Source organism: Aeribacillus sp. FSL K6-1305 (assembly GCF_038050115.1).
Lineage (GTDB): Bacteria > Bacillota > Bacilli > Bacillales > Aeribacillaceae > Aeribacillus > Aeribacillus composti.
Window position 1 is genome coordinate 1,462,679 of record NZ_JBBOQV010000002.1, and the last position, 22,430, is coordinate 1,485,108.

Consider the following 22,430-nt stretch of genomic DNA (forward strand, 5'->3'; position numbering starts at 1 on the left):
AAATATGGTTGAGAAAAAAGTGGAAGTTCGGTTAAAAACCGGTTTGCAGGCACGACCGGCTGCATTGTTTGTTCAGGAAGCCAACAGGTTTTCTTCTGACATTTTTATCGAAAAAGACGGAAAGAAAGTAAACGCCAAAAGCATCATGGGGTTGATGAGCTTAGCTATTAACAGCGGCTCTGAGATCACATTGATCGCAGAAGGAAACGATGAGGAAGAAGCATTAGAAGCGCTTATCAACTACATTCAAAACGAAAATTAATGTGAACACACAAAAAAATTGCCGCAAAATTCATCAATGGATGGATATTGCCTCTCTTGTGGGAGAAAGCAGGAAACAACCGCTGTCAGCCACAAGAGGGCTTTATTTTTGCTAAAACTGATATGAAGACGAAATGGCTTCGGGTGCGTTAATAGAAAAGTTGTGATAAATCTTATGTTGGGAGAGAGCTTCGTGAAGGTTCTTAACTGGAACTTTTGGATTCAAAGCATTGCGAAAGAGCGGGGCGAATCCGAGCAATATATTTGGTGTAAATACTATTTTTTCATAAATCTGCGATCAACATTCAAGAAAAAGCAAACGTGCTTTGATATGGTTCGAATGACTTACAGCTGAATGGATAAAGAGAGATTCTAGCCCTTTATAACATAAAAAAATCGATTATAACACTTGTTTTGCCAGCAGGTGTCCAGAAAAAACTTCAGCAAAATACGGTTTACACAGGCTCTCCGAAAGCATATTTAATCCTTCATCCGGCTCGATCCGCATTTTGGGCTTAGATTAAAGCAATATCGGCAGTTAACGGCCTTTCGAAAACGTAAAGCTGACGATTCCGGCCAAAAAGTTGAATGAGGAGCTGCTGTCAAGATCATTCTTGACATTTGCTCCTCATTCAAATGTGTGAAGGTATGAAGCAGCGGTTTATTTTTATACTGTCTGCTTGATATGTTTAAATTTTTATTGTCTTCCTATTTGAGGCAGCTTTTATTTTGTTAAAACTTTGTCAATCAACCCATATTCTTTTGCACGTTCAGCTGACATGAAATTGTCGCGGTCCGTATCACGTTCAATTACTTCAAGAGGCTGACCAGTGTTTTCAGATAAAATTCTGTTCAATTTATCTCTTAAAGAGAGAATTCGTCTAGCTGCAATATCAATGTCAGTTGCCTGACCTTGCGCGCCTCCTAACGGTTGATGGATCATTACTTCACTATTCGGAAGGGCAAAACGTTTTCCTTTTGCACCTGCCGCCAATAAGAATGCTCCCATGGAAGCAGCCATTCCTATACACATCGTGGATACATCAGGTTTAATAAATTGCATCGTATCATAAATCGCCATGCCAGCAGTAATTGATCCGCCCGGGCTGTTAATGTAAAGGGAAATATCTTTTTCAGGATCCTCCGCTGCCAAGAAAAGAAGCTGAGCAACGATGGAGTTTGCAACATGATCATCAATTGGCGTACCAAGGATAATAATGCGGTCTTTTAACAATCTTGAATAAATATCGTAAGCACGTTCACCACGGTTTGTCTGTTCAATAACAGTCGGTATTAAATTCATTATGTTTCCTCCCTCGCATCAAAGTTAAAGTCATTTCTATTCCATCATACATAAAAGGTCAATAAAGGTCAAACAAAAAACTTTTATATATAATTATTTATAAGATCAATACATGTACCATCATACCCTCATTTTTCATTTTTCAAACAACGATGAAAAATGAATTTTTCAAAACAATTTTGACACGATGGATAACTTAAGCAAAATTTATTCTTGCATATACTGTTCGGTTCGATTATAATATAATTCGTGACATTTGAAAAATGCGCTCGTAGCTCAGTTGGATAGAGCGGTGGTTTCCGGTACCACGTCCGTCGGGGGTTCGAGTCCCTCCGAGCGCGTAAGCCTAGAGCAACAAGGGTTTGAGCGATTTAGAAGTCGTTCAACGGACGGGAACTACCGAAAAACGGACAACGTATTTTCGCAAGGTTTCCGTCCCACTGAATCAAAGAGACCGCGTGCCTCCAAAATGAAAAATTTTGGAGGTTTTTATTATGCGAAAAAGGCTAGAAAGGTAGTTTCAAGACATCTGATTGTAGATGTAATCTCGATTATATGACGGTTGCAGAAGGATTAAAATACGCTAAGATCATTTACAAAACGGAAGCTATCCAGGACGAACGAGTACCGATTATTGAAGTTCTTGAAAAAATTTTATAGATGTTGTCGGTTTTAGAGATCTTACTACTGACCAAATTAGACGTTACATTAATACGTCATCTGTAACCGTGGATATTCTTTTCGGTGCTATTAAATCGATTTTTAGAAAGCTACATAAATACGGTATTATTTTGAAGAAAGTCTCGTCAAAAAAATGCCAAAACTAATAAGGATAAACAACGAATCTTTGTGCTTACAGACACGCAAGTAAAGAGGCTATGAAACGTCAAAGATATAGGTATTTACGGGATTTCGTGACTATGGTGCTATTAAACTAATGGTAGAGTGAGAACAAAGGGCAAACTAAGTTGAATAGTCAGAAATTTCTGGTATTTTAGATGACGGTATTATTATGTTACTGGGGCCAAAAACAATAGCCGTAAAAGCCGGATTGTTCCAATGACTAAAGAAGTATGTAAACTACTTGATAGAAGAAATTCGAGGATACTTCGGTAACATTTCATATGTATTCGTTAATCAATATGGTGAAAAGTTAAAAAGAAGGAAACATCAGAAAAATATTCAAACTAAAAGACGAATATTGCGTAAGTCTTACACTGTTTAAGACATACATTTATCATAAACTATTTGAAAAAGGTGACGATATTAGTCGCACTCGATAAGAACTATGCCAAAAAGGGTGAAAAAAGATGTAAAATAATAATATCTTGAAGATTTATAGATCACGAAGGGTGTTGAAGAATGGAACGTATTTCAGTAGTTTCCATTTTAGACGTTATTGGTGAATTGTTTTCTGATGAAGTTTCGATTGCTGTTTCCAATACTAAGGAATATATCTATTACCGGCCGAGCAAACGGATTGATTTGAAAATCAGACCGGGAGACTTGGTGAGAAAAGGAACGATTGCGTATAAAGCTTTGCACACCAAACAAAAGGTTTCTGAGTTTATTAACCGCGATGTGTTTGGCGTTCCTTATCACGGGATGGCTGTACCGTTTTTTTGGGAAGGAAAGCTTGAGGGATGCGTCACTGCGATTTTTCCTGCTTTGACGGATGGAAAATCTGTTGTGACCGTCAAAACTGATGATGGATGGGTTCCTATTCCTTTTTCGAAAGTTGCGTATTTAGAAGCAAAAGATAAAAAGACCTATGTGTACACTGAAGGGTGCTCAGGAACACATAAATACTCTCTCCAGGAATTTGAATACTTGCTGCCAAAGGACTATTTTATTCGCTGTCATCGGGCTTTTATTGTGAATGTCAACCATATTAAGGAAATCTACCCTGATGCGCATTCAACTTTTTTGCTGTTGATGAATAACGGTGATAAAATTCCTGTCAGTCAGTCCTACTCTAGTTATTTTCGAAAATTGCTTGGATTTTAAAAAATCGTTCTGTTTTAGTATGGAAATTGAGTTGTTTATCTGAATTTTCGGTCACTTATCCCCAAAACCTTGCCCCGTTAACTTTTATCGGTAAAATAAATTTTAAATTCATTAAAGGGGAGATGATGGGGAAATGGACAATAAATTGGAAAGGATTGAAGATTTGCGTTTGCGCGATCGAATAGTCACAGCTGATGAAGCCGCATCATGGATCAAAGACGGGATGACTTTAGGGCTAAGCGGATTTACACGCGCGGGTGATGCGAAAGCGGTTCCATATGCGTTGGTAAAACGTGCAGAGCGAGAATCGTTTAAAGTAAATGTGTATACAGGAGCCTCTTTAGGTTCTGATATCGATAAAATGTTCACTGAAGCTGGCATTTTAGGCAAGAGGCTTCCTTTTCAGGCAGATCCTACGATGAGAAAAGGAATCAATCGGGGAGAATTTTTATTTGTCGATCAGCATTTGTCCCATACTGCTGAATTAGTGCGCTCAAATGTTATGGATCCAATCGATTTTGCAATTTTGGAAGCGGTTTCTATTACAAGAGATGGAATGGTTATTCCGACAACCTCCATTGGAAACTCGTTGACATTTGCCCAGCACGCAAAATCGATCATTATAGAGATTAATATGGCACAGCCTGTAGATTTAGTAGGAGTGCATGATTTGTATGAACCGGAGAAACAAGGGGAAAGAAAACCGATTCCGCTGACAAAATCGAATGATCGAATCGGTACGATCGGAATACCGATTGATATCGAGAAGGTAAAAGGAATTGTATTTACCAATCAGCTGGATTCACCGTCGACAATTGTGCCTCCGGATGAAGAAACAGTCATTATGGCGCAGCATTTGATAGAGTTTTTGCGTAAAGAAATTAAAGCCGGCCGGTTAACGGAACGTTTAGCCCCGCTGCAGTCAGGCATCGGTTCCGTCGCCAATGCGGTTCTTCATGGCTTGCTGGATTCAGAATTTGAGGATTTAGAGGTGTATTCTGAAGTATTGCAGGATGCAGTCTTTGATTTGATAGATGCGGGCAAAGTCCGTTTTGCCTCTTGTTGTTCGATTACCCTTTCAGAGCCGAAAATGAAGGAGGTTTTCTCGAATTTTAAGAAATACCGCGACCGTTTAGTGCTGAGACCGCAGGAAATTTCCAACCATCCTGAAATTATTCGCCGGCTCGGTTTGATTTCCATTAACACAGCATTGGAAGTGGACATCTACGGCAATGTCAATTCAACCCACGTACTTGGAACGAAAATGATGAACGGCATTGGCGGATCAGGTGATTTTGCAAGAAATGCCCGCCTGGCGATTTTTGTGACAAAATCAATAGCGAAAGACGGAAACATATCAAGCATTGTTCCTTTTGTCTCCCATGTTGACCATACGGAGCATGACGTCGATGTCATCGTCACCGAGCAAGGGTATGCGGATCTCCGGGGCTTGGCGCCAAGAGAGCGTGTGGAACTGATTATCGAACGCTGCGCCCATCCGATGTATCGCGACCAGCTTCGTGAATATTATCAGGAAGCTCTTGCAAGAGGAGGGCATACACCACATGTTTTAGAAAAAGCTCTTTCATGGCATATAAATTTTGCTAAAAACGGAACGATGCGTGAAGAGATTGCACATAGCGTTTAATCGGATGACAATTTATTCGTGCATTTTCTAGACATGCGAAGAGATCGGCACAGCTTGATCAAAGAAGGAATTTATCAACTAGAAATCAATTTTGTGGATATCACACAACAAATGTTTTCACCCCCCTTAGCGTTAAAAGCACTAAACGAATGGACTTATTAATTGATACTGTACTGAAAAATTTAATAAAACATAAATTCGAGTTGAAGGCAGAAAACGATTGTTTTTGCGAAAATCATCATACAGAACGGATAGTGAGCGCTTTGATCAACTGTTTTCTGAGAATAAGGACGGATTTGCAAGGGTTATTGATTACAGCGTCAACTGGTATCTAATGTTAATTGATCATTTTTCTGACGTAAATTGCTGTATCAGCCGATAAACTTGATACTGAAGTCGATATTCCGGAAGTCGTCAATCTCGTGTTTTTTCAAGAAAGGACGTTCGACATCAAAGTTTTGGCAAATAATTGGGTTCAGAACACGCTTATATAAAGACTTACTAGATTGGAGAAGTTAATACGCATTCACCTTTTTGGCAATTTTGGTAATTTTAAGTTTTTCCGCGAAAATCCAAAAGGAATGGAAGGAAATAGTTTAACGGAACGGTTGTTTAACATCGAAGTCGAAATCATTAAAGAACTTTAGCATTTGCAGTACCAAGAAGAAAAGTATATGGGTTAAAAACGGAGTTATGGAATAAAAGTTGAAAGAACCGTTTAAAAGTGCAGGAAGCATTATAGACTTGTTTAAAGACAACATGGATGATCGTGAGGAAAATGATCAGTATTCGATAAATTTAACAAAAAATTGTGAAGATATTGTCGGTGTTTAATGGAATACATCAATTATTTCTTTTACCTTCATTACAAAAGAGGCATCTTAGATGTTCAACAAGATCTTAGATGCCTCTCTAACGTGGAATTTTGGAGATTTGCCGGTCAATCTTCTAGATAAAATTGAGATGGAATAAGGGGAAAGTTATTTTTGCAGTATTCAACATAAACATCTGAAAAAAATTTCCCCATCTGGATTATAAAAGCGAAAACCTGGATCCGATTATATCTTCAAAGAGTGAATAAGATGCATCACTTGCTTCGTCTGGTTGTACAATAGCTGTTTTGCCTGATCCATACATTCCTCAATCGTAAATGGTTTAGTAATAATCGAAAAGCATCCGTGAAATTTGCTGCGGAGCACATCCAAATTGCCTGCAAGCGAGCCGGATATTAATATCGTTGGAACTCCGTATATTTGAGCGAGATCAGCGATATAGCCGGGCGCTTTTCCGTATAATGTTTGTTCATCGCTTTGTCCTTCTCCTGTAATGACAAGATCCGCCTGCTCTATTGCTTCCTTCAAGTTCGAAGCTTCTGCTACAAGCTCAGCACCGGATATAAGCTTTGCGCCTAGTACAAGGAATGCAAATCCCAAGCCTCCTGCTGCCCCTGCACCTTTCACGTTATTGAAGACTTTTCCTTGCTGCTTCTCAATAAGAGCAGCAAATCGGGCCAATGCTTCGTCGTAAATCGGTATTTGTTTGCTGCTGGCACCTTTTTGCGGTCCGTAAACTGCGCTGGCACCTTTTTCACCACATAACGGATTGTCCACATCACAAGCAACCTTTATTGTAATATGTTCCAATCTCGGATCCAAACGGTCGAAACTTACTTGATTGACCTCCAATAAATCTTTTCCGAAAATCCCCGCTTCTTTTCCTTCTTTATCCCAAGCTTTCATGCCAAGCGCCTGTAAAAAGCCAAGGCCCCCATCATTTGTAGCACTGCCGCCAAGCCCGATAATAAACGATTTACAGCCTTTATCCAATGCATCTTTCATCACTTCGCCAAGTCCGAAAGTAGTGGTCACATCCGGGTTTCGTTGTGAAGGAGGCACTTGGACAAGCCCAGCGATATTGGCAACTTCAATAGCAGCTGTATTGTTTTCGAGGATGGCATAATATGTTTTTATTTTTTTGCCCAAGGGGCCTGTACAGGTTACCTCAATGCGATCCCCGGCTGAAGAGGCTAACAATGCATCGACTGTTCCTTCTCCGCCGTCAGCCATTGGCTTTGTTCTTACTGTATCACCATAATGAAGGTCAAGTATTGCTTGTTTCATAATATTTGCTGCTTGAGAAGAGGTCAGACTCCCTTTAAAAGAATCAGGTGCTACGACAATATTCATTTTAGCTGCCTCCTTTGTTTGCCTGATATCCTTCCGAATTTTTAAAAACGATGGAATAAACGAGATAAATGGAATTAATTACACTCAGCATATTGATTTCTTCCAAAATAGGTGATTTAAAGGATTCTAGTTTGCAGCTGCTCACTTTGATGATTTGTTTCGCATTCTGTGCTAAATAGCCTTTTTCATTGCCTGTAATCGCAACGATAGGAATGCCTCTCTTCTTTAATACCTTTACTAGCTGAACGATAAATCTTGTTTCTCCAGAAAAAGAAATGACAACGGCTAAATCTCTGGGCGTAAGTGATTCTGCTTCGGAAATTTGATTTTCATGGTTGCTGTACGCAGTAGCATATTTGCCCAGACGAATAAATTTGAATTGTGCATTTCTTGCAATGAGATGCGAAAATGTTACCCCAAAAAAAGCAACTTTTTTTGAGTGATGAATTTCGTGAACAACTTGAATGATTTCCTTTGAGCGGAGAAATTGCTCTGTTTGCTTCAGAGAAGCAAGTAATTCGTCATAATATTCGTTTATTTGTTTTATATTAAATTTCGTTTTAAGGTTTTGATAGTCTACTTCAGTATCATTAAATTCAATAAATGATCTGGCATATTCTTTAAGCTCTTTAAACGTAATATTTTCAAAGCGCTGGCAAAATCGGGTGATCGTTGCAGGTGATGTATGGCACGCTTCAGCTAATTCATAAATGGACATTTTCGGGATTTTTTCCACATTCCTCAAAATATATTCGGCAATAATGATTTCTGATTTTGTTTGGTCTGTTGAAGATTCAATGAAGTTTAATAATTTAGCCATAAAGTTGTACATCGAATCACTCCGGATTTCATATTTATTGTACGTTCTATTATAAATGACCATGAAAAAAGTTTCATAAAATGAAATTTTTTCTGTCTTTGTTTTTTCGTTCGTTAAGATATCGGTAGAATCAGTTACATGAAAAATTACTACCAGGAGCTGAAACACAATGAAAAAATTCAATGTACTTATTGTTGGCGGGGGTAGTACTTGGACGCCAGGTCTTTTAAAAGCAATTTGCTCGCGTCAAGATACTTTCCCGATCAACCGATTGGTCATGTATGATATCAATTACGAACGCCAAAAAATAATTGGCGAATTTGCGAAAGTGCTCTTTAAAGAAGAGTACCCTGACATTCATTTTAGCTATACAACAGATAAAGAGGAAGCATTCACGGAAGATATCGATTTTGTTTTTGTGCAAATGCGTACTGGCGGCTATGAAATGCGTGAAAAAGACGAAAAGATCCCGTTGAAACTAGGGGTTATCGGTCAGGAAACATGCGGGCCGGGCGGTTTTGCTTACGGTATGAGATCGATCCGCGATATGATTCAATTGGTCAAGGATGTCAGAAGCAAAACGAAAGACGCATGGATTTTAAACTACACAAATCCTGCTGCTATTGTTGCGATTGCGTTACAGCAAATGTTTCCTGATGATAAAAGAATCCTCAATATTTGCGACCAGCCTGAAAACTTGCTTCGTTCGTACGGCCGTTTATTAAATATGAATGAACGTGATTTTGATCCTGTATACTTCGGATTAAATCACTTTGGCTGGTTTACTCATTTATATGATCCGCAAGGCAATGACAAATTGCCTGAGTTAAGGGAAATGATTTTGAAAAACGGCTTCCGTCCGGCTGACTACGAGCAAAGGGATAAATCATGGCTCGAAACGTATGCCATGGTACAGCAAATGGTGCGAGATTTTCCGGACTATTTGCCGAATACGTATTTACAGTATTATTTATATCCAGATAAAGTGCTGAAAAAATTGAATCCGGATTTTACGCGTGCAAATGAAGTACAAGCCGGAAGAGAGAAACGCGTATTTGAAGATTGTGTGCGCGTTGCTGAAACAGGAACCGCAAAAGATTCCAACGTAGTAGCAAATGATGCGCATGGCGAGTTTATCTTAATTGTTGCAGAATCCATTGCATACAACAAAGGCGACAATTTTATTGTCATTTTGAAAAATGATGGAATCATCAGCAATTTGCCGGATGATGCGATGGTTGAAGTGGCTGCAAGTATAACCTCAAACGGGCCTAGACCATACGCAGTTGGAGAAATTCCAACATTCTATAAAGGATTGATTGAAGGGCAATATGCGTATGAAAAACTTACAGTGGAAGCATATATGGAAGGCTCATACGCCAAAGCGCTGCAAGCTTTAACTTTAAATCGTACAGTTGTATCTGCAGCAAAAGCAAGAGAGGTATTGGATGCCTTAATCGAAGCCAATAAAGAATACTGGCCGGAATTGCGATAATAACTTGTCCGTGCAGGGAGCCATTATGACTCCCTGCTTGAAAAATAGCTGGAATGTATCCGTTTTCTATATCTTATCTAGAAGGGGAGCTATGAAATGAAGAAGGTATTTAACTTTGATTTCTTTCAGAGAATTGGCAAAACTTTTATGGTTATAATTTCTTTGCTTCCTGCAGCCGGTTTATTGTTGGGAATCGGTACAACGTTACAATCTCCATATTTAATCGAATATTTGCCTTTTTTAGATTCAGGATTTTGGAAAACGATTTCTGATTTAATGAAGGGTGCAGGAAAAGCGATATTTGGGAACTTAGGTGTTTTGTTCGCTATCGGTATAGCGGGGAGCTGGACCGGTGGAAAAGCGGCAGCCTCCTTATCAGCACTTGTTGGTTATTTAGTTATGCATACCGTTATCGGGATTGTCCTTGGAATCACGCCGGAAAACGTATCGGAACCAGGGCGTGTACTTGAGTTAGGGATCCCGACACTTTAAATCGGTGTTTTTGGCGGTATCATCATCGGGTTTGTAGCAGCAGTTCTTTATGAAAAATATCATGATTTCAAAATGCCGGAAATGCTGTCCTTTTTCGGCGGTTCACGATTTGTTCCTATTATAACAGCAGGTTATTCAATCATTATTGCACTGATTTTGGCCTTTGTTTGGCCACATGTACAAGACGGCATTTATGCACTTGGAGCTGCCTTATCTGGAGAAAATACGCCGCCGCTTTACATGTTCATTTATGGACTAGTAGAACGTGCCCTTATTCCGTTTGGATTGCATCATATTTTCTATATCCCAATTCGTTTTTCGGAAGTTGGCGGAACGTATACAACACTTGCTGGATCTGTCGTTTCCGGGGATACGGCAATGTATATGGCTCAGCTTGCGGATAAACAAGTAAATGATGCCGTTGAAATAACAGCAGGAAGATTTATGGCAGGGAAATTCCCGTTCGTCCTGTTTGGTCTGCCAGCGGTAGCGTTAGCAATGTATCACATGGCAAAACCGAAAAACAAAAAAGCTGTAGCAGGCTTATTATTGACTGCTGCGGGAACAGCATTTTTTACAGGAATTACAGAGCCGCTTGAATTCACGTTCTTGTTCGTAGCGCCATTATTATACGTTTTCCACACATTAATGGCAGGGCTGTCATTTATGCTGATGTATGTTTTAGATGTGAATGTTGGATATGCCGGCGGATCCGGAATCATTGATTTTATCTTATTTGGTATATTACCTGGTGTTGGAGAGCCATGGTGGTATGTCATTATCGTTGGTCTGGCAATGGCTGTTGTTTACTACGTTGTATTCAGATGGGCTATTAAAAAGTGGGATCTTCTTACACCAGGACGCGGAGATGAAGATTCGAACAGACTTTATACTAGAAAAGATTACGAAGAAAAAACAAATAGAAAAAGTGATGAATCTGTTGTCAATCAAAAAGCGTATGAAGTCTTAGCAGCACTTGGCGGAAAAGAAAATATCAATAGTCTTGATGCATGTATTACACGGTTAAGAGTAGGTGTAAAAAACAAAGGCGCTGTTAATAAAGAAAAACTGAAAGCTCTTGGTGCTTCAGGCGTATTGGAGGTAGGAAATGGAGTTCAAGCAATATTTGGCCCTACTTCAGACACGTTAAAAAATCAAATTTTAGATATCATGAATCAGGAAACAAACGAATATAAAGAAGAATCAACTATTAGTTTTGTAGCGCCATTATCAGGAAAGGTTGTTGCATTGGAAGAAGTGCCTGATGAAGTTTTCTCTCAAAAAATGATGGGCGACGGCATTGCTGTTCAACCAACAAGCGGAGATGTCTATTCTCCGGTTGACGGTGAAATCGTCGATGTATTCCCAACCAAGCATGCCATTACACTTCGTTCAGATGAAGGAGCAGAGCTGTTGATTCATTTGGGACTAGAAACAGTGAACTTAAAAGGAGAAGGCTTTGAAATAAAAGTTTCACCTAAAGACAAAATCAAAAAAGGAGATCTTATCGCACAATTCGCCATCGACCAAATTGGCGAAAAAGGGTACAACACCATTACTCCTATTATTTTACTGAACGGAGATCAGTTTAAAATCGACCATAGTAGTTATCCATCCAACGTAGTTGGAGGAAAAGACGTATTAATCAAGGTTCAGAAAGGATAAGATCGATCATCCATGGGATAACAGTACGATACTGTACAGAATTGCTTCCGAGTTCCATAAAGGATAGTATCGATTATCCATGAATTCGCAAGGAACCCAAGTCCATAAAGCTTAGATCAATCATTTTCAAAAGGCTATCGAGTGCATTCGATAGCCTTTTTTGCATAGTGATTGAAAAATGTGAAAAGGCACAGTACATCTGCTGCTGTGGCGTCATAGGCTTCGGAAATTGCAGCTGCAAAGAGCCGACAGCTAAATTGTAGTACGCCGCTTTGACGGGCAAGAATTTCAGAAAGAATCATTAAAGAGAGAAAAAAAGATTTTAAATTGGACGAGTAACAAAGCGGAAGGGTACAGGACCATCAGGTTGCGGTACTTTCTCTTTTTTAGCATAGGCAATTGGGAACTATTAATGAATGCCGATTCGGCTTCTACTGTATTCATTTGAAGTTTAAACCGATCATATGTAGATAAAAAATTTGGGGCAGCGTTCTTGGAGTTTTCATTTACATTTCAATACCATTTTAGATACTTACGAAACTCTCCAGTTTATGAATAGCATTTACTCGCAACAATCCCCATAAAGTCCCATTCAACTGTATTTCACTTCTTTTTTGTAAAGAAAACCACTTTTCAAAAGGAAATTGGATTAATTTGTGGAAGTAAGCTGTTGGCAATTAAATTGTTAGAAGAGGCCGTTTCGTGGAATTTGTAATAGGAGGGCTTACTTATGGATCATATAAAAAGCATTTTACAGGAAAATAGAATCCCATTTGACATCCTTTATCACGAAAATCCAATTCGCAAAGCGCAGGAAGGCGCGGACTTTTTTGGAATCGAAATAGGTCAGACTGCTCCAACATTGATACTTAAGTCTGACAAAGGCTATTTTGCAATAATCGTTTCAGGAGGACGCGGTCGTGTGAATCTGGAAAAAGTGTCAGAAATCTTGGGATGCAATCAATTAAAAATGGCACCCCCAAAAGAAGTTCAAAAGATCACGGGATACACTGTCGGCAGCGTTCCTTTAGTTGGTCTTTCTTTGCCTTGTATAATCGATAAAGAACTTTTTCGCTATCCGTTCATTTACGGAGGAACGGGAGAACCAACCTCAACACTGAAAATACCTCCTCATGCTTTGGAACAACTGAATCAAGTTGTTGCTTTCTTGAATTAAAGTGATGATGTTGTATGGACATGTTCCCATTACATTATGATCATGTTCGATAGTCTCTGCAAAATGGAGATGCTAAATTGATTTTAAGACAAACAAACCTGTCTATTTCTTTTGTGATAGGGAAGATGGCCAATTAGTGATTGGAGAAGTGAAAAAATCATCGCGATATATGAAAAGTGCCAAAATGCAACTTCTGTACTATTTAGACACACTTCGTCAAATGGGGATTGAAGCAAAAGGGGAGCTACTGTTTCCGGAAGAAAGGAAAAAAGAATCAGTAGAGTGGACGGAGGAAGCAAAACAGAAGCTTGAGCGGGCAATGGAAGATATTCGCCATATTGCACGCATGCCTGTACCACCTGCACCGGAGAAAATTCATTTTTGTGGGAAATGTGCATACCGTGAATATTGTTGGGCGGAGGAGGTAATATGAAAAAAACATTATACATCTTTCAAAGCGGTGAACTACGTCGGAAAAGATAATAGTTTATATTTTGAAACAGAGGAGAAAAAACGTTATATCCCAGTTTAGAATACAAATGATATTTATATTTTTGGAGAAGTTGATGTATCAAAAAAAATTTTTAGAGTTTGCTGCACAAAAAGAGATTATAGTCCATTATTTTAATCATCATGGTTACTTTGTTGGATCATTTTATCCCGCGAGCACTTAAATGCTGGGCACGTTGTTTTAAAACAAGCGGAGCACTATCTTGATGACGGTAAGCGGCTTGATTTGGCGCAGCGATTTATTGCAGGCTCTATCCAACAGATGAGCCGCGTATTAAAATATTATCGTTCTCGCTTAGAAGAAAAAGCTGTTTTTGATGAAGTGCTAGAAGATTTTCAAAAAGAGCTGCAAAAATTGCCAACTGCTCAGTCAGTTGAACAATTAATGGCATCAGAAGGACATACACGAGAAAAGTATTACAGTACTTTTGATACGATTATTCAACATCCCGATTTTATTTTTGAAAAACGAACAAAACGACCACCGCACAACCGATTAAATGCGTTAATCAGCTTCGGGAACTCTATAGTGTATACGATGTGTTTAAGCGAGATTTATAAAACGTATCTTGACCCCCGCATTGGGTATTTACATAGTACGAATTTTCGACGCTTTTCTTTAAATCTTGATATTGCCGAAATTTTTAAACCTATTATCGTTGATCGGTTGATTTTTTCCCTTGTAAATAAAAAAATGCTGACAAAAAAGCATTTTGAAAAACTGACCGATGGTATTTTGTTATCGGAGGAAGGACGGAAGGTTTTTATCAGTGAACTTGATAAAAAAATGCAAACAACCGTCCAACATCGCCATCTAGGAAAATCTGTGTCATACCGACGCTTGATTCGTTTGGAATTGTATAAATTGCAGAAGCATTTACTTGGTGAGAAGCCATATGAACCATATACAGCTAAATGGTAGGGGATTTTCATGTTTGTCATACTTGTGTATGATTTTAATGAGAAACGTGTAGCGAAGGCGCTAAAAATTGCTCGAAAGTATCTTCATTGGGTGCAAAATTCTGTTTTCGAGGGAGAAATTTCACAAGCGAATTATAAAAAACTAAAAGTAGAATTGGAAAATCTTATGAATCCAGATGAAGATTCCGTAATTTTTTATACATTTCGAACGCAGAAATATTGGTCGCGTGAGGAATTAGGATTAAAAAAAGGCGGCGACGAATTTATTTTGTAGAAAGAAGGACAAGCTATGCGATTAACGGTAACGATGAAGCCAAAAAATAATGTTGTGATACTGCCATTACATTATCAGTATTTATTACATGGTTTACTTTATAATTCTTTACAGGATAAAAGTTTCGCTTCATTTTTGCATGAAATTGGTTTCCAGAAAGGGAAGAGAACATATAAATTATTTACATTCAGTCGTCTTTTCGGGCAACATAAAATTCAATTAGATCCGAAAACGATTATATTCGATGACGATATTTCTTGGCATGTTTCTACTGTATTGCCTGAACTGACGCAGCAGTTAGGAGAATACTTTTTATTACAAAATGAAGTTCATCTAGGAAATCAATCGGTGGAGATACAAAGTATAAAAATGGAGGAAAGCGAAGTAAAGAGCTCTGAAATTGAAATTGAGATGCTTTCACCAGTAACAGTCTATAGCACATATGAAACGGTGGATGGTACCCAGAAGACACAGTTTTTTCATCCATATGATGAAGCATTTCCACATTTAGTGGAGCTTAATTTTCGCAATAAGTATGAAGCCTATTACGGAGATCCGCCACAAGAGAGATTGTTTATTGAACCTTTACATGTTACTAAGAGACATAAAGTCGTCACGACTTTTAAAAATTACTATATCACTGCATGGCAGGGAAGGTATCGTTTGCGGTCTTCTCCGAAGTATCTTACTTTCCTTTTGCAAACTGGAATAGGGGGACGAAATTCTCAAGGGTTTGGAATGTTCCGTGTTATTCGGGAATTGTAGTAACAGGGAAATATTTGTCGTCGACCCCCAATCGTGCAAAAATCCCTGGGGATCGACGACTCTTTTAAATCTTTATTGAGCCCACGCAAATCAAAGGATTGATAAAACTTACCTCCTTCGTTAAAATAAAAATAACCAATCAACCATTTAAAACCAAATACTTATGTAGCAACAATTTTTAGGGTTTTTATCTTAACTATGAGGAATTGAAACAAACGATCTTCAAGAGTTTGTTTTTGCTCTTCAAAGTTTTTATCTTAACTATGAGGAATTGAAACATTGTCGATTTGCATGTCCATAGGGTTTCCAATTTGGTTTTTATCTTAACTATGAGGAATTGAAACAATCGATTCCTGATCCATCCTCCCGTCCGTTCGTCAAGTTTTTATCTTAACTATGAGGAATTGAAACTCGTCATATCCAGAGAAAAGGGAATATAGATATCCTTGTTTTTATCTTAACTATGAGGAATTGAAACATTTTACATTGACAGTGTTCTGACTCCAGCGCAACATGTTGATTCTTCTGGATTTCAATGACCAAGATGATGATGAAATTTTGCTTGACATCCTGTAGGAAAGTACTAATAGTCGAAAAATGGGAGTACAATATCACTTGGCTTTAGACGCATCAAGACCATATTTTTTATTGTACGGATTAGAAACTTACGGTATACGGGGTCTTCCCTCATTACATTCACGTAGTGGGGGACAGGCCCCATAATCATTTCATCATAAATAAGTCTCAAGACTTAGTTGAATATACATTTGAGGTCCATTTTGGAAAATCACTTTTCTCTGTATTCTAAGGAAGAGAAAAGTAATTGAATTTGTTTATCCTTTAAATTCATTTAATCAATCCAGCTTGAATTTTTTGGATAATAGCTGTTTATGTGGCTAAAAATCTTCTCTAAAATAAGAACGCGAAAAGGCTGTGGATTTGGAGAGTCATTGCTTTTTTTGTATTTGTTTAGGCGAACTTCTTGCACTAGGGATTTGTTAATGAAGCTGTTTCATTGACATGTTAGTATGAAAATTCGCAATATGTGGAAGAAGACTATGTAAAATTCTAGTCAAAATATTTTGTATACAAGGGGAGGATCGGTGCTACTTTGTTGCTCCTTGCTGAACGGAGTGCTAAAGGATAAACAAATCAAGTGATAAAGCTGCGAAAAATTCTTGGGAAGGAAGGGAAAACATTGAAAAGATTTTTTGTGATTCTGTTGGGTATCATCGGATTTATTGGTTTATATATTATCTTTTTGAATCCAATCAATTTTAGTTGGTGGCCTTTAGGAAATCAAAGAATCCAGTCCGTTACATCAGAGGGAATTGAAATGATTGAAATTGATGCCTCAGGTGTTAGCACAACGATTATTCCGGAAAGTCGAGAAGATTTAAAAGCTGATTTAGATGGAAAGGGAAAGCTGACTGTTAAACAGCATGGAGACAAAGTAAAAGTAAGTGCCAAACAGAAATGGAAATGGTTGGGGTGGTTGTTTCATAACAAGGCAAGATTGAATATTTACATCCCTGAAGATTATGATCGAAACATGGCTATAAATCTTGGCTCCGGGAATTTGAATTTCTCTGGCCTTTCAAAAAATGAACCGATGAAACTAGATGAATTAATATTAGATATAGGCTCGGGAAACGTCAACCTGAAGAATGTATCGGTTAAACATTTTGAGCATGATAGTTCGTCGGGGAATGTCGATATAGACTCATTAACGACAGAAACAGGATCATTTGATATTAGTTCTGGAAACCTCAAAGTAAAGCATTATATCGGAGCTATTGAGGCTGAGCTATCATCTGGAAATTTAAATATACAAATGGATGAATTAACAGATTCAGTTGATATTGAAGTAAGTTCAGGAGTGGTGGATCTTAATCTTCCGACTGATGCTGACTTTACTTTAAACGGAAAGACAAACAGCGGCAATATAACATGTGATTTTCCGCTAACTAGCAAAAAAATAGATAATAAAAACATCAAAGGTACCCATGGGTCCGGTGAACATCCTATCGACGTAAGCGTATCAAGCGGCAACATTAAAATTTATTAAAATGATGTGAAAAAGCGTTCATTGATTAACTAGGGAAGCAAGAATGATGTCTATCTCTTTAATAAAATACTTAACAAGTGCCGCACTCTTAAATATTAAAAGTCAATAGAAAAAGGAAGCAGCCTAAACCTTCTATATTCGTGTTTTAGGCTGCTTTTTAAATAAAATTTATCTTTTTATCTTTGAATAGCTGAGCACCAATAATTTGATGATGTATAAAAGTTTGTGTAAAGCATTTTGCTAGACCAAAAGGAAATAGGGTATTCTCTGATTTGGACAAAAACACATTCCAGAGAAAGGAGAACCCTGCCTATGTCTAAAAGTATACCGAATTTTTTTGAATAACGACACAAAAACTGCAGAAAAATAAACGAAAAACAAAGAATTGATAAAAAATCCTGTTTACGCTAAAATTGAAATAACAAAATTTCCAGTATTATCAAAACTTTGTCATATCAACAACTTTTTGGGGTTTTTATCTTAACTATGAGGAATTAAAACTGTATCAGACCGCAAGAAAAGCTGAAGCAACTCTCCGTTTTTTATCTTATCCATAAGATTTGAAACAATAATCTCGATATCACACGATAAAAGAGTAAGAAAATCATGGACAAATAGATGGAAAGTTTTTTTGTACAGTAAATAATCCACCTGCAGGAGGGCTTCCTGGTAATCCGTATGGTTGTAGGTACGTTACGATACCCAGCATTTGATGATGAAGAATTAAGCGAAAAAGTTGAATGTAAACCGTTTAATAGCATTGTTGAAGTGAAAGAATTTTTCTAAATCAGTTTATTAGGGCGAAGAAGAAATATTTTTGGATAAAGAAGCGACTTTTAAAATAAAGCAGATTATAGTGATCACAATTTTTTATGTGAGATGGTCAAGAAAATGAAAGAGGATAGTAAAGAACCTGTTGATATTAATAAAAATAAACCTGTTGATGATCAAAAAGAAAAACAAAATGAAGATACAAGATCTGATCGTTTTTCATGGAAGATAGATGATGTTGAATTCCATTAATTTTTCAAAAATTGGCGCTCCTTTTAGGAGTGCTTTTTATTTTACCTGAGAGAGGGTGTAATGTATAAGAGAAAAACGCATACAAGATTACGACGAAGACACAAGGGTATCTGACTATTACGGCACCGATCATTCGTCCTAGCGTATTCCCTTATATGTGATCGGATAAAACGGTTCTGATGGAAGCCGAGTTTGCAGGAGGAAATCTTTTCGGACAAAACAATTCAGGCAAAGCCGGTTCCTGATGACGGCCATCCGAATGAACCAGTCACATTGCAAAATTTCAACCGGCATGCAAAAGGGATTTCACTACGGATGAAGAGTACAAGATTTAAATCTGGTCATCTCTTTTACTGTCACATTCGGATTCATTCAACATTGCCTATTCGTTTGGAAGTCCCTATATATAACGGTTGCCGAAAAATATTTATTTAGCTCAGTTGAAAAACTGGGCTTTTTATTTCCTAAATATGGAAACAAATCCACTCCCCCATATACCGCTCCTCTTAAAAAAACGACAATTATGTCATAATATATAACATAAATACGTAAATTTTTAGTTAAAATACACAAAATCACATTAAAAATTGTGAATATTCGCTAATGTTAAACAACTGAAAAGAATATATAATAAATACACATTACGTATTGTGTTATAAAAAATAACATAAAGGGGATTGATCGTATTATAAAGGGGTGAATGAATGAAGACGTTGTTCATAAAAAATGCCAAAAATATTATTACGATGGATGAAAATCGAACGGAATACCCAGGCGGCAGCATGTATGTTGTCGGTCAAGAGATTAAAGCGATTGGCTATGATTTACCTTGTGAGTCAGCGGATATTGTCATTGATGCGCGCGGAAAAATTGTTTATCCGGGGTTAATCAATACGCATCATCATTTGTATCAGACTTTCACCCGCAATATCCCTTGGGTGCAAAATGTTGAGCTGTTTGATTGGCTAATCGCTTTGTACGATATTTGGCGCCATCTAAGGCCGGAAGATGTGTATTTAAGTGCTGTTGTCGGATTAGGTGAGTTACTTAAAAGCGGTTGTACGGCATCAGCTGACCATTTTTACGTTTTTCCGAATGGAGTCAGCTGTGAATTAATTGATGAGGAAATACGGGCAGCACGTGAGATCGGAATTCGTTTTTACCCAACTAGAGGCTCTATGAGTTTAGGACGATCAAAAGGGGGATTGCCGCCAGATGAAATCGTTCAGCCGGAGGATGTTATTCTTCGAGATACCATGAGAATTATTGAAACCTATCATGATCCTAGTAAATTTTCGATGCTGCGGGTAGGTGTTGCACCTTGTTCACCATTTTCGGTTAGCAAAGACTTGCTGCGTGAATCAGCGGATTTAGCACGCAGTTATGGCGTTCGGATGCATACCCATTTGGCGGAAACGATCGATGAAGAGGATTTTTGCAGAGAAAAGTTTGGCATGCGTCCTTTCGAACTAATGGAAGAAACAGGTTGGGTCGGCGAAGACGTGTGGTATGCGCATGGAATCTGGTTTGATGACAAAGAAATTGCCAAGCTGGGTGCTTGTGGCTGCGGAGTTGCTCATTGTCCGAGCAGCAATATGAAAATGGCTTCCGGAACGATGCGAATTATGGACATGCTGCAGGCAGGGGTAAAAGTGGGATTTGGTGTTGATGGTTCAGCTTCTAATGATTCCTCCAATCTATTATTAGATTTAAAAATTATGAACCTGCTCCATAATCTTCAGCATGGAACGACAGCGCTAAGTGCTGAAGATTGTTTGTCGATTGCGACGAGAGGTTCAGCTAAAGTGCTTGGCTGGGAAGATGCCATTGGTTCATTGGAAGTCGGCAAGGCTGCTGATATGTTTATGATTGATACGAATCGATTAGAATTTGCTGGTGCGCTTTTCAACGATACGGCACTTCCGATTCTAGCGGGCACACCGACAGTCGATATGACTATCGTTGGCGGACAGATTGTTGTAGATAAAGGGCGTCTTGTCAATATCGATGAAGAATCATTTGCCATGCGGGCGCAAAAAGCTGCTGAAAGAATGCTGGAAACGGCTCTTGAGCATACAAAAGTCAATTATAAAAAACCAAGAATAAGAAACTCAGCTATTCTAACTTAGATAAGGGGGGATAAGCAGTGGAAGCAATTCGAAACGAGATTGTCGCATTTCATCATGTTAGTAAGATTTACAATACCGGCACAGTCGCTTTAAGCCAATTCCATTTTTCCATCACAGAAGGGGAATTTATAAGCTTCCTCGGCCCGTCTGGCTGCGGGAAATCAACGGCATTAAGAATGGTGGCAGGTTTAGGCGAAGCTACTGAGGGCAAGGTAGAGGTATTTGGGCAAAACCCGAAAGAAGTTATAAAAAATACAAATGATGTTGCTTTTGTATTCCAAGATGCCAATTTGCTTCCATGGAGAACGGTGCTGGAAAATGTGATGCTGCCTTTAGAATTAAGGGGTTCGGATAAAAAAAGCCGCAAAGAGGATGCGATCAAAGTATTGGAGATGGTTGGACTAAAGGATCATATAAAGTCATATCCTAGGCAGTTGTCAGGCGGAATGAGAATGAGGGTGTCTATAGCTCGAGCGTTGGCTGCAAAACCTAAATTGCTGTTAATGGATGAACCGTTTGCTGCATTAGACGAGATTACAAGACAGACCTTGCAGACGGAGCTGCTTGAAATATGGAAAAGGGAGAAAATGACAATTTTGTTCGTTACTCATAATGTATTTGAAGCTGTCTATCTTTCTACTAGAATTGCAGTGTTGTCAGCTCGGCCCGGACGATTATCATCTATCATCGATGTCGATCTTCCTTATCCGAGGGAGCGGACAGATGAACGGTTTACAGAATATGTCGATATTTCCTCGCAAAGTCTTGAGAATAGTTCAACCCGAAGGGAGTTGGTATAAATGTCTGTACAAACAGCAACCACTCAAACGAAGGAAATTGTCGCTCAATCAAATAATACTGGCAAACTGAAAATATGGAGCAAATCAAAATGGAAGATTATTGGTCCGATTGCTGCGCTTGTTGTTTTTCTTTCTTTATGGCAGTTTGTACCGATTATGGTTGGCGTGCAGCCGTTTATACTTCCAAAACCGACAGACGTCCTTCAAGCGGCGGTTGAAGATTGGGAGTTATTATGGCCAGCCATACAAATAACGGTGGCTGAATCTGTGATCGGATTTGTAATAAGCGCCATCATTGGAATTGGCTTTGCGGTTTTATTAGCAAGCTCAAAAATTTTAGAAATAAGCATTTACCCGTATGCGGTTATTTTACAAACGATACCGGTTGTAGCTGTTGCACCGATCGTTGTTATCTGGTTCGGCTCGGGCTTCAATTCGATTGTGATGATTTCATTTTTAATTGGATTTTTTCCGATCATTTCAAATACGTTAATGGGATTGAATTCAGTCGATAAAAATATGAGCGAATTATTTACTTTATATAATGCGTCAAAATGGCAAAAAATGTGGAAGCTCCGAATTCCGGCTGCTATGCCTTACATGATGACCGGCTTAAAAATATCCAGCACGCTATCGATCGTTGGAGCTATTACGGGTGAATATATAGCTGGAATTGGCGGAGGAAAAGGCGGTTTAGGGTATGCCATTACGGTAGCAGCCGTTCAATTAAAAACACCATATTTATTTGCTTGCGGAATTGCCGCTGCTATTTTTGGGATTGTCTTTTACTTACTCGTAAGTTTGTTTTCTCATTTCATGCTGAGATCATGGCACGAATCCGCGATGAAGGGAGAAAAATAAAAAATTTGATCCAAAATTAAGTTGA

The 22,430-nt window shown here is 38.4% G+C and carries 18 protein-coding genes, 1 tRNA gene, 2 pseudogenes and 1 CRISPR repeat array; of the genes and pseudogenes, 18 read left to right on the top strand and 3 right to left on the bottom strand.

The window, feature by feature from the left end:
• The first annotated feature begins 4 nt into the window (after window positions 1–4).
• Window positions 5–262, top strand: coding sequence for an HPr family phosphocarrier protein (locus NST97_RS16835; RefSeq protein ID WP_063389161.1), 258 nt, complete (start codon window positions 5–7; stop codon window positions 260–262).
• A 723-nt stretch (window positions 263–985) separates the two neighbouring features.
• Here the strand turns inward: NST97_RS16835 and clpP are convergent.
• Entirely contained in the window at window positions 986–1,564 is a 579-nt protein-coding gene (gene clpP / locus NST97_RS16840) for an ATP-dependent Clp endopeptidase proteolytic subunit ClpP (RefSeq protein ID WP_063389160.1), read from the bottom strand.
• A 265-nt stretch (window positions 1,565–1,829) separates the two neighbouring features.
• On the opposite strand from clpP, the gene NST97_RS16845 reads away from it, so the two are divergent.
• The 4 genes from NST97_RS16845 (at window position 1,830) to NST97_RS16860 (ending at window position 6,053) form a co-directional block, all read left to right on the top strand.
• Window positions 1,830–1,905, top strand: a tRNA-Arg gene (locus NST97_RS16845).
• Between the two features lie 1,021 nt (window positions 1,906–2,926).
• A complete protein-coding gene (locus NST97_RS16850) occupies window positions 2,927–3,571 on the top strand; it encodes a LytTR family DNA-binding domain-containing protein (RefSeq protein WP_066249117.1) in 645 nt (214 codons plus the stop codon).
• 133 nt (window positions 3,572–3,704) lie between these two features.
• Complete coding sequence (locus tag NST97_RS16855; protein ID WP_341343499.1) at window positions 3,705–5,219, top strand: acetyl-CoA hydrolase/transferase family protein; 1,515 nt, start codon at window positions 3,705–3,707, stop codon at window positions 5,217–5,219.
• Window positions 5,220–5,924: 705 nt separating this feature from the next.
• Window positions 5,925–6,053: a hypothetical protein gene (locus NST97_RS16860; RefSeq protein WP_261308757.1), complete on the top strand. Its 129-nt coding sequence runs from the start codon at window positions 5,925–5,927 to the stop codon at window positions 6,051–6,053.
• A gap of 224 nt (window positions 6,054–6,277) precedes the next feature.
• Here NST97_RS16860 and NST97_RS16865 read toward each other — a convergent pair whose 3' ends face one another.
• Window positions 6,278–7,405 (bottom strand): glycerate kinase, encoded by a 1,128-nt coding sequence (locus tag NST97_RS16865; protein ID WP_066249283.1) that lies wholly within the window; start codon window positions 7,403–7,405, stop codon window positions 6,278–6,280.
• A 1-nt stretch (window position 7,406) separates the two neighbouring features.
• Complete coding sequence (locus tag NST97_RS16870; RefSeq protein WP_341343500.1) at window positions 7,407–8,237, bottom strand: MurR/RpiR family transcriptional regulator; 831 nt, start codon at window positions 8,235–8,237, stop codon at window positions 7,407–7,409.
• A gap of 157 nt (window positions 8,238–8,394) precedes the next feature.
• Between NST97_RS16870 and NST97_RS16875 the strand changes: the two genes are divergently transcribed.
• The 13 genes and pseudogenes from NST97_RS16875 (at window position 8,395) to NST97_RS16935 (ending at window position 22,405) form a co-directional block, all read left to right on the top strand.
• Window positions 8,395–9,720 (top strand): 6-phospho-alpha-glucosidase, encoded by a 1,326-nt coding sequence (locus NST97_RS16875; RefSeq protein WP_063388732.1) that lies wholly within the window; start codon window positions 8,395–8,397, stop codon window positions 9,718–9,720.
• Window positions 9,721–9,816: 96 nt separating this feature from the next.
• Window positions 9,817–11,877, top strand: a pseudogene (gene ptsG, locus NST97_RS19380) (glucose-specific PTS transporter subunit IIBC).
• Window positions 11,878–12,607: 730 nt separating this feature from the next.
• A complete protein-coding gene (locus NST97_RS16890) occupies window positions 12,608–13,054 on the top strand; it encodes an aminoacyl-tRNA deacylase (protein WP_341343501.1) in 447 nt (148 codons plus the stop codon).
• Window positions 13,055–13,172: 118 nt separating this feature from the next.
• Window positions 13,173–13,487: pseudogene (cas4, locus tag NST97_RS16895) on the top strand (CRISPR-associated protein Cas4); the annotation flags it as partial.
• 106 nt (window positions 13,488–13,593) lie between these two features.
• Window positions 13,594–13,728, top strand: a complete 135-nt coding sequence (locus tag NST97_RS19385) for a CRISPR-associated endonuclease Cas1 (protein ID WP_429646593.1) — start codon at window positions 13,594–13,596, stop codon at window positions 13,726–13,728.
• Window positions 13,707–14,486 (top strand): type I-B CRISPR-associated endonuclease Cas1b, encoded by a 780-nt coding sequence (cas1b, locus tag NST97_RS16900; protein WP_445684619.1) that lies wholly within the window; start codon window positions 13,707–13,709, stop codon window positions 14,484–14,486. The genes NST97_RS19385 and cas1b overlap by 22 nt, the downstream gene beginning before the upstream one ends.
• Before the next feature lie 9 nt (window positions 14,487–14,495).
• On the top strand, window positions 14,496–14,759 hold the full coding sequence (gene cas2 / locus NST97_RS16905) for a CRISPR-associated endonuclease Cas2 (protein ID WP_341343502.1): 264 nt from the start codon (window positions 14,496–14,498) through the stop codon (window positions 14,757–14,759).
• A 15-nt stretch (window positions 14,760–14,774) separates the two neighbouring features.
• Entirely contained in the window at window positions 14,775–15,524 is a 750-nt protein-coding gene (gene cas6, locus NST97_RS16910; protein WP_063386985.1) for a CRISPR-associated endoribonuclease Cas6, read from the top strand.
• Window positions 15,525–15,707: 183 nt separating this feature from the next.
• Window positions 15,708–16,002: direct repeats of the CRISPR family, unit length 30 nt; unit sequence GTTTTTATCTTAACTATGAGGAATTGAAAC.
• A 735-nt stretch (window positions 16,003–16,737) separates the two neighbouring features.
• Window positions 16,738–17,592: a LiaG family protein gene (gene liaG / locus NST97_RS16915; RefSeq protein WP_445684620.1), complete on the top strand. Its 855-nt coding sequence runs from the start codon at window positions 16,738–16,740 to the stop codon at window positions 17,590–17,592.
• Between the two features lie 891 nt (window positions 17,593–18,483).
• On the top strand, window positions 18,484–18,615 hold the full coding sequence (locus NST97_RS16920; RefSeq protein ID WP_339194454.1) for a hypothetical protein: 132 nt from the start codon (window positions 18,484–18,486) through the stop codon (window positions 18,613–18,615).
• Between the two features lie 704 nt (window positions 18,616–19,319).
• On the top strand, window positions 19,320–20,744 hold the full coding sequence (locus tag NST97_RS16925) for an 8-oxoguanine deaminase (RefSeq protein ID WP_339194456.1): 1,425 nt from the start codon (window positions 19,320–19,322) through the stop codon (window positions 20,742–20,744).
• 17 nt (window positions 20,745–20,761) lie between these two features.
• Window positions 20,762–21,544 (top strand): ABC transporter ATP-binding protein, encoded by a 783-nt coding sequence (locus tag NST97_RS16930; RefSeq protein ID WP_066249138.1) that lies wholly within the window; start codon window positions 20,762–20,764, stop codon window positions 21,542–21,544.
• A complete protein-coding gene (locus NST97_RS16935) occupies window positions 21,545–22,405 on the top strand; it encodes an ABC transporter permease (protein ID WP_063386965.1) in 861 nt (286 codons plus the stop codon).
• Window positions 22,406–22,430 lie beyond the last annotated feature (25 nt).

Coding starts and splice junctions, on each gene's coding strand:
- NST97_RS16920 (WP_339194454.1), top strand. CDS start 18,484: ATGAAAGAGGATAGTAAAGAACCTGTTGATATTAATAAAAATAAACCT.
- NST97_RS19385 (WP_429646593.1), top strand. CDS start 13,594: ATGATATTTATATTTTTGGAGAAGTTGATGTATCAAAAAAAATTTTTA.
- NST97_RS16855 (WP_341343499.1), top strand. CDS start 3,705: ATGGACAATAAATTGGAAAGGATTGAAGATTTGCGTTTGCGCGATCGA.
- NST97_RS16890 (WP_341343501.1), top strand. CDS start 12,608: ATGGATCATATAAAAAGCATTTTACAGGAAAATAGAATCCCATTTGAC.
- NST97_RS16925 (WP_339194456.1), top strand. CDS start 19,320: ATGAAGACGTTGTTCATAAAAAATGCCAAAAATATTATTACGATGGAT.
- clpP (WP_063389160.1), bottom strand. CDS start 1,564: ATGAATTTAATACCGACTGTTATTGAACAGACAAACCGTGGTGAACGT.
- NST97_RS16850 (WP_066249117.1), top strand. CDS start 2,927: ATGGAACGTATTTCAGTAGTTTCCATTTTAGACGTTATTGGTGAATTG.
- NST97_RS16875 (WP_063388732.1), top strand. CDS start 8,395: ATGAAAAAATTCAATGTACTTATTGTTGGCGGGGGTAGTACTTGGACG.
- NST97_RS16865 (WP_066249283.1), bottom strand. CDS start 7,405: ATGAATATTGTCGTAGCACCTGATTCTTTTAAAGGGAGTCTGACCTCT.
- cas6 (WP_063386985.1), top strand. CDS start 14,775: ATGCGATTAACGGTAACGATGAAGCCAAAAAATAATGTTGTGATACTG.
- NST97_RS16935 (WP_063386965.1), top strand. CDS start 21,545: ATGTCTGTACAAACAGCAACCACTCAAACGAAGGAAATTGTCGCTCAA.
- NST97_RS16835 (WP_063389161.1), top strand. CDS start 5: ATGGTTGAGAAAAAAGTGGAAGTTCGGTTAAAAACCGGTTTGCAGGCA.
- cas2 (WP_341343502.1), top strand. CDS start 14,496: ATGTTTGTCATACTTGTGTATGATTTTAATGAGAAACGTGTAGCGAAG.
- NST97_RS16870 (WP_341343500.1), bottom strand. CDS start 8,237: ATGTACAACTTTATGGCTAAATTATTAAACTTCATTGAATCTTCAACA.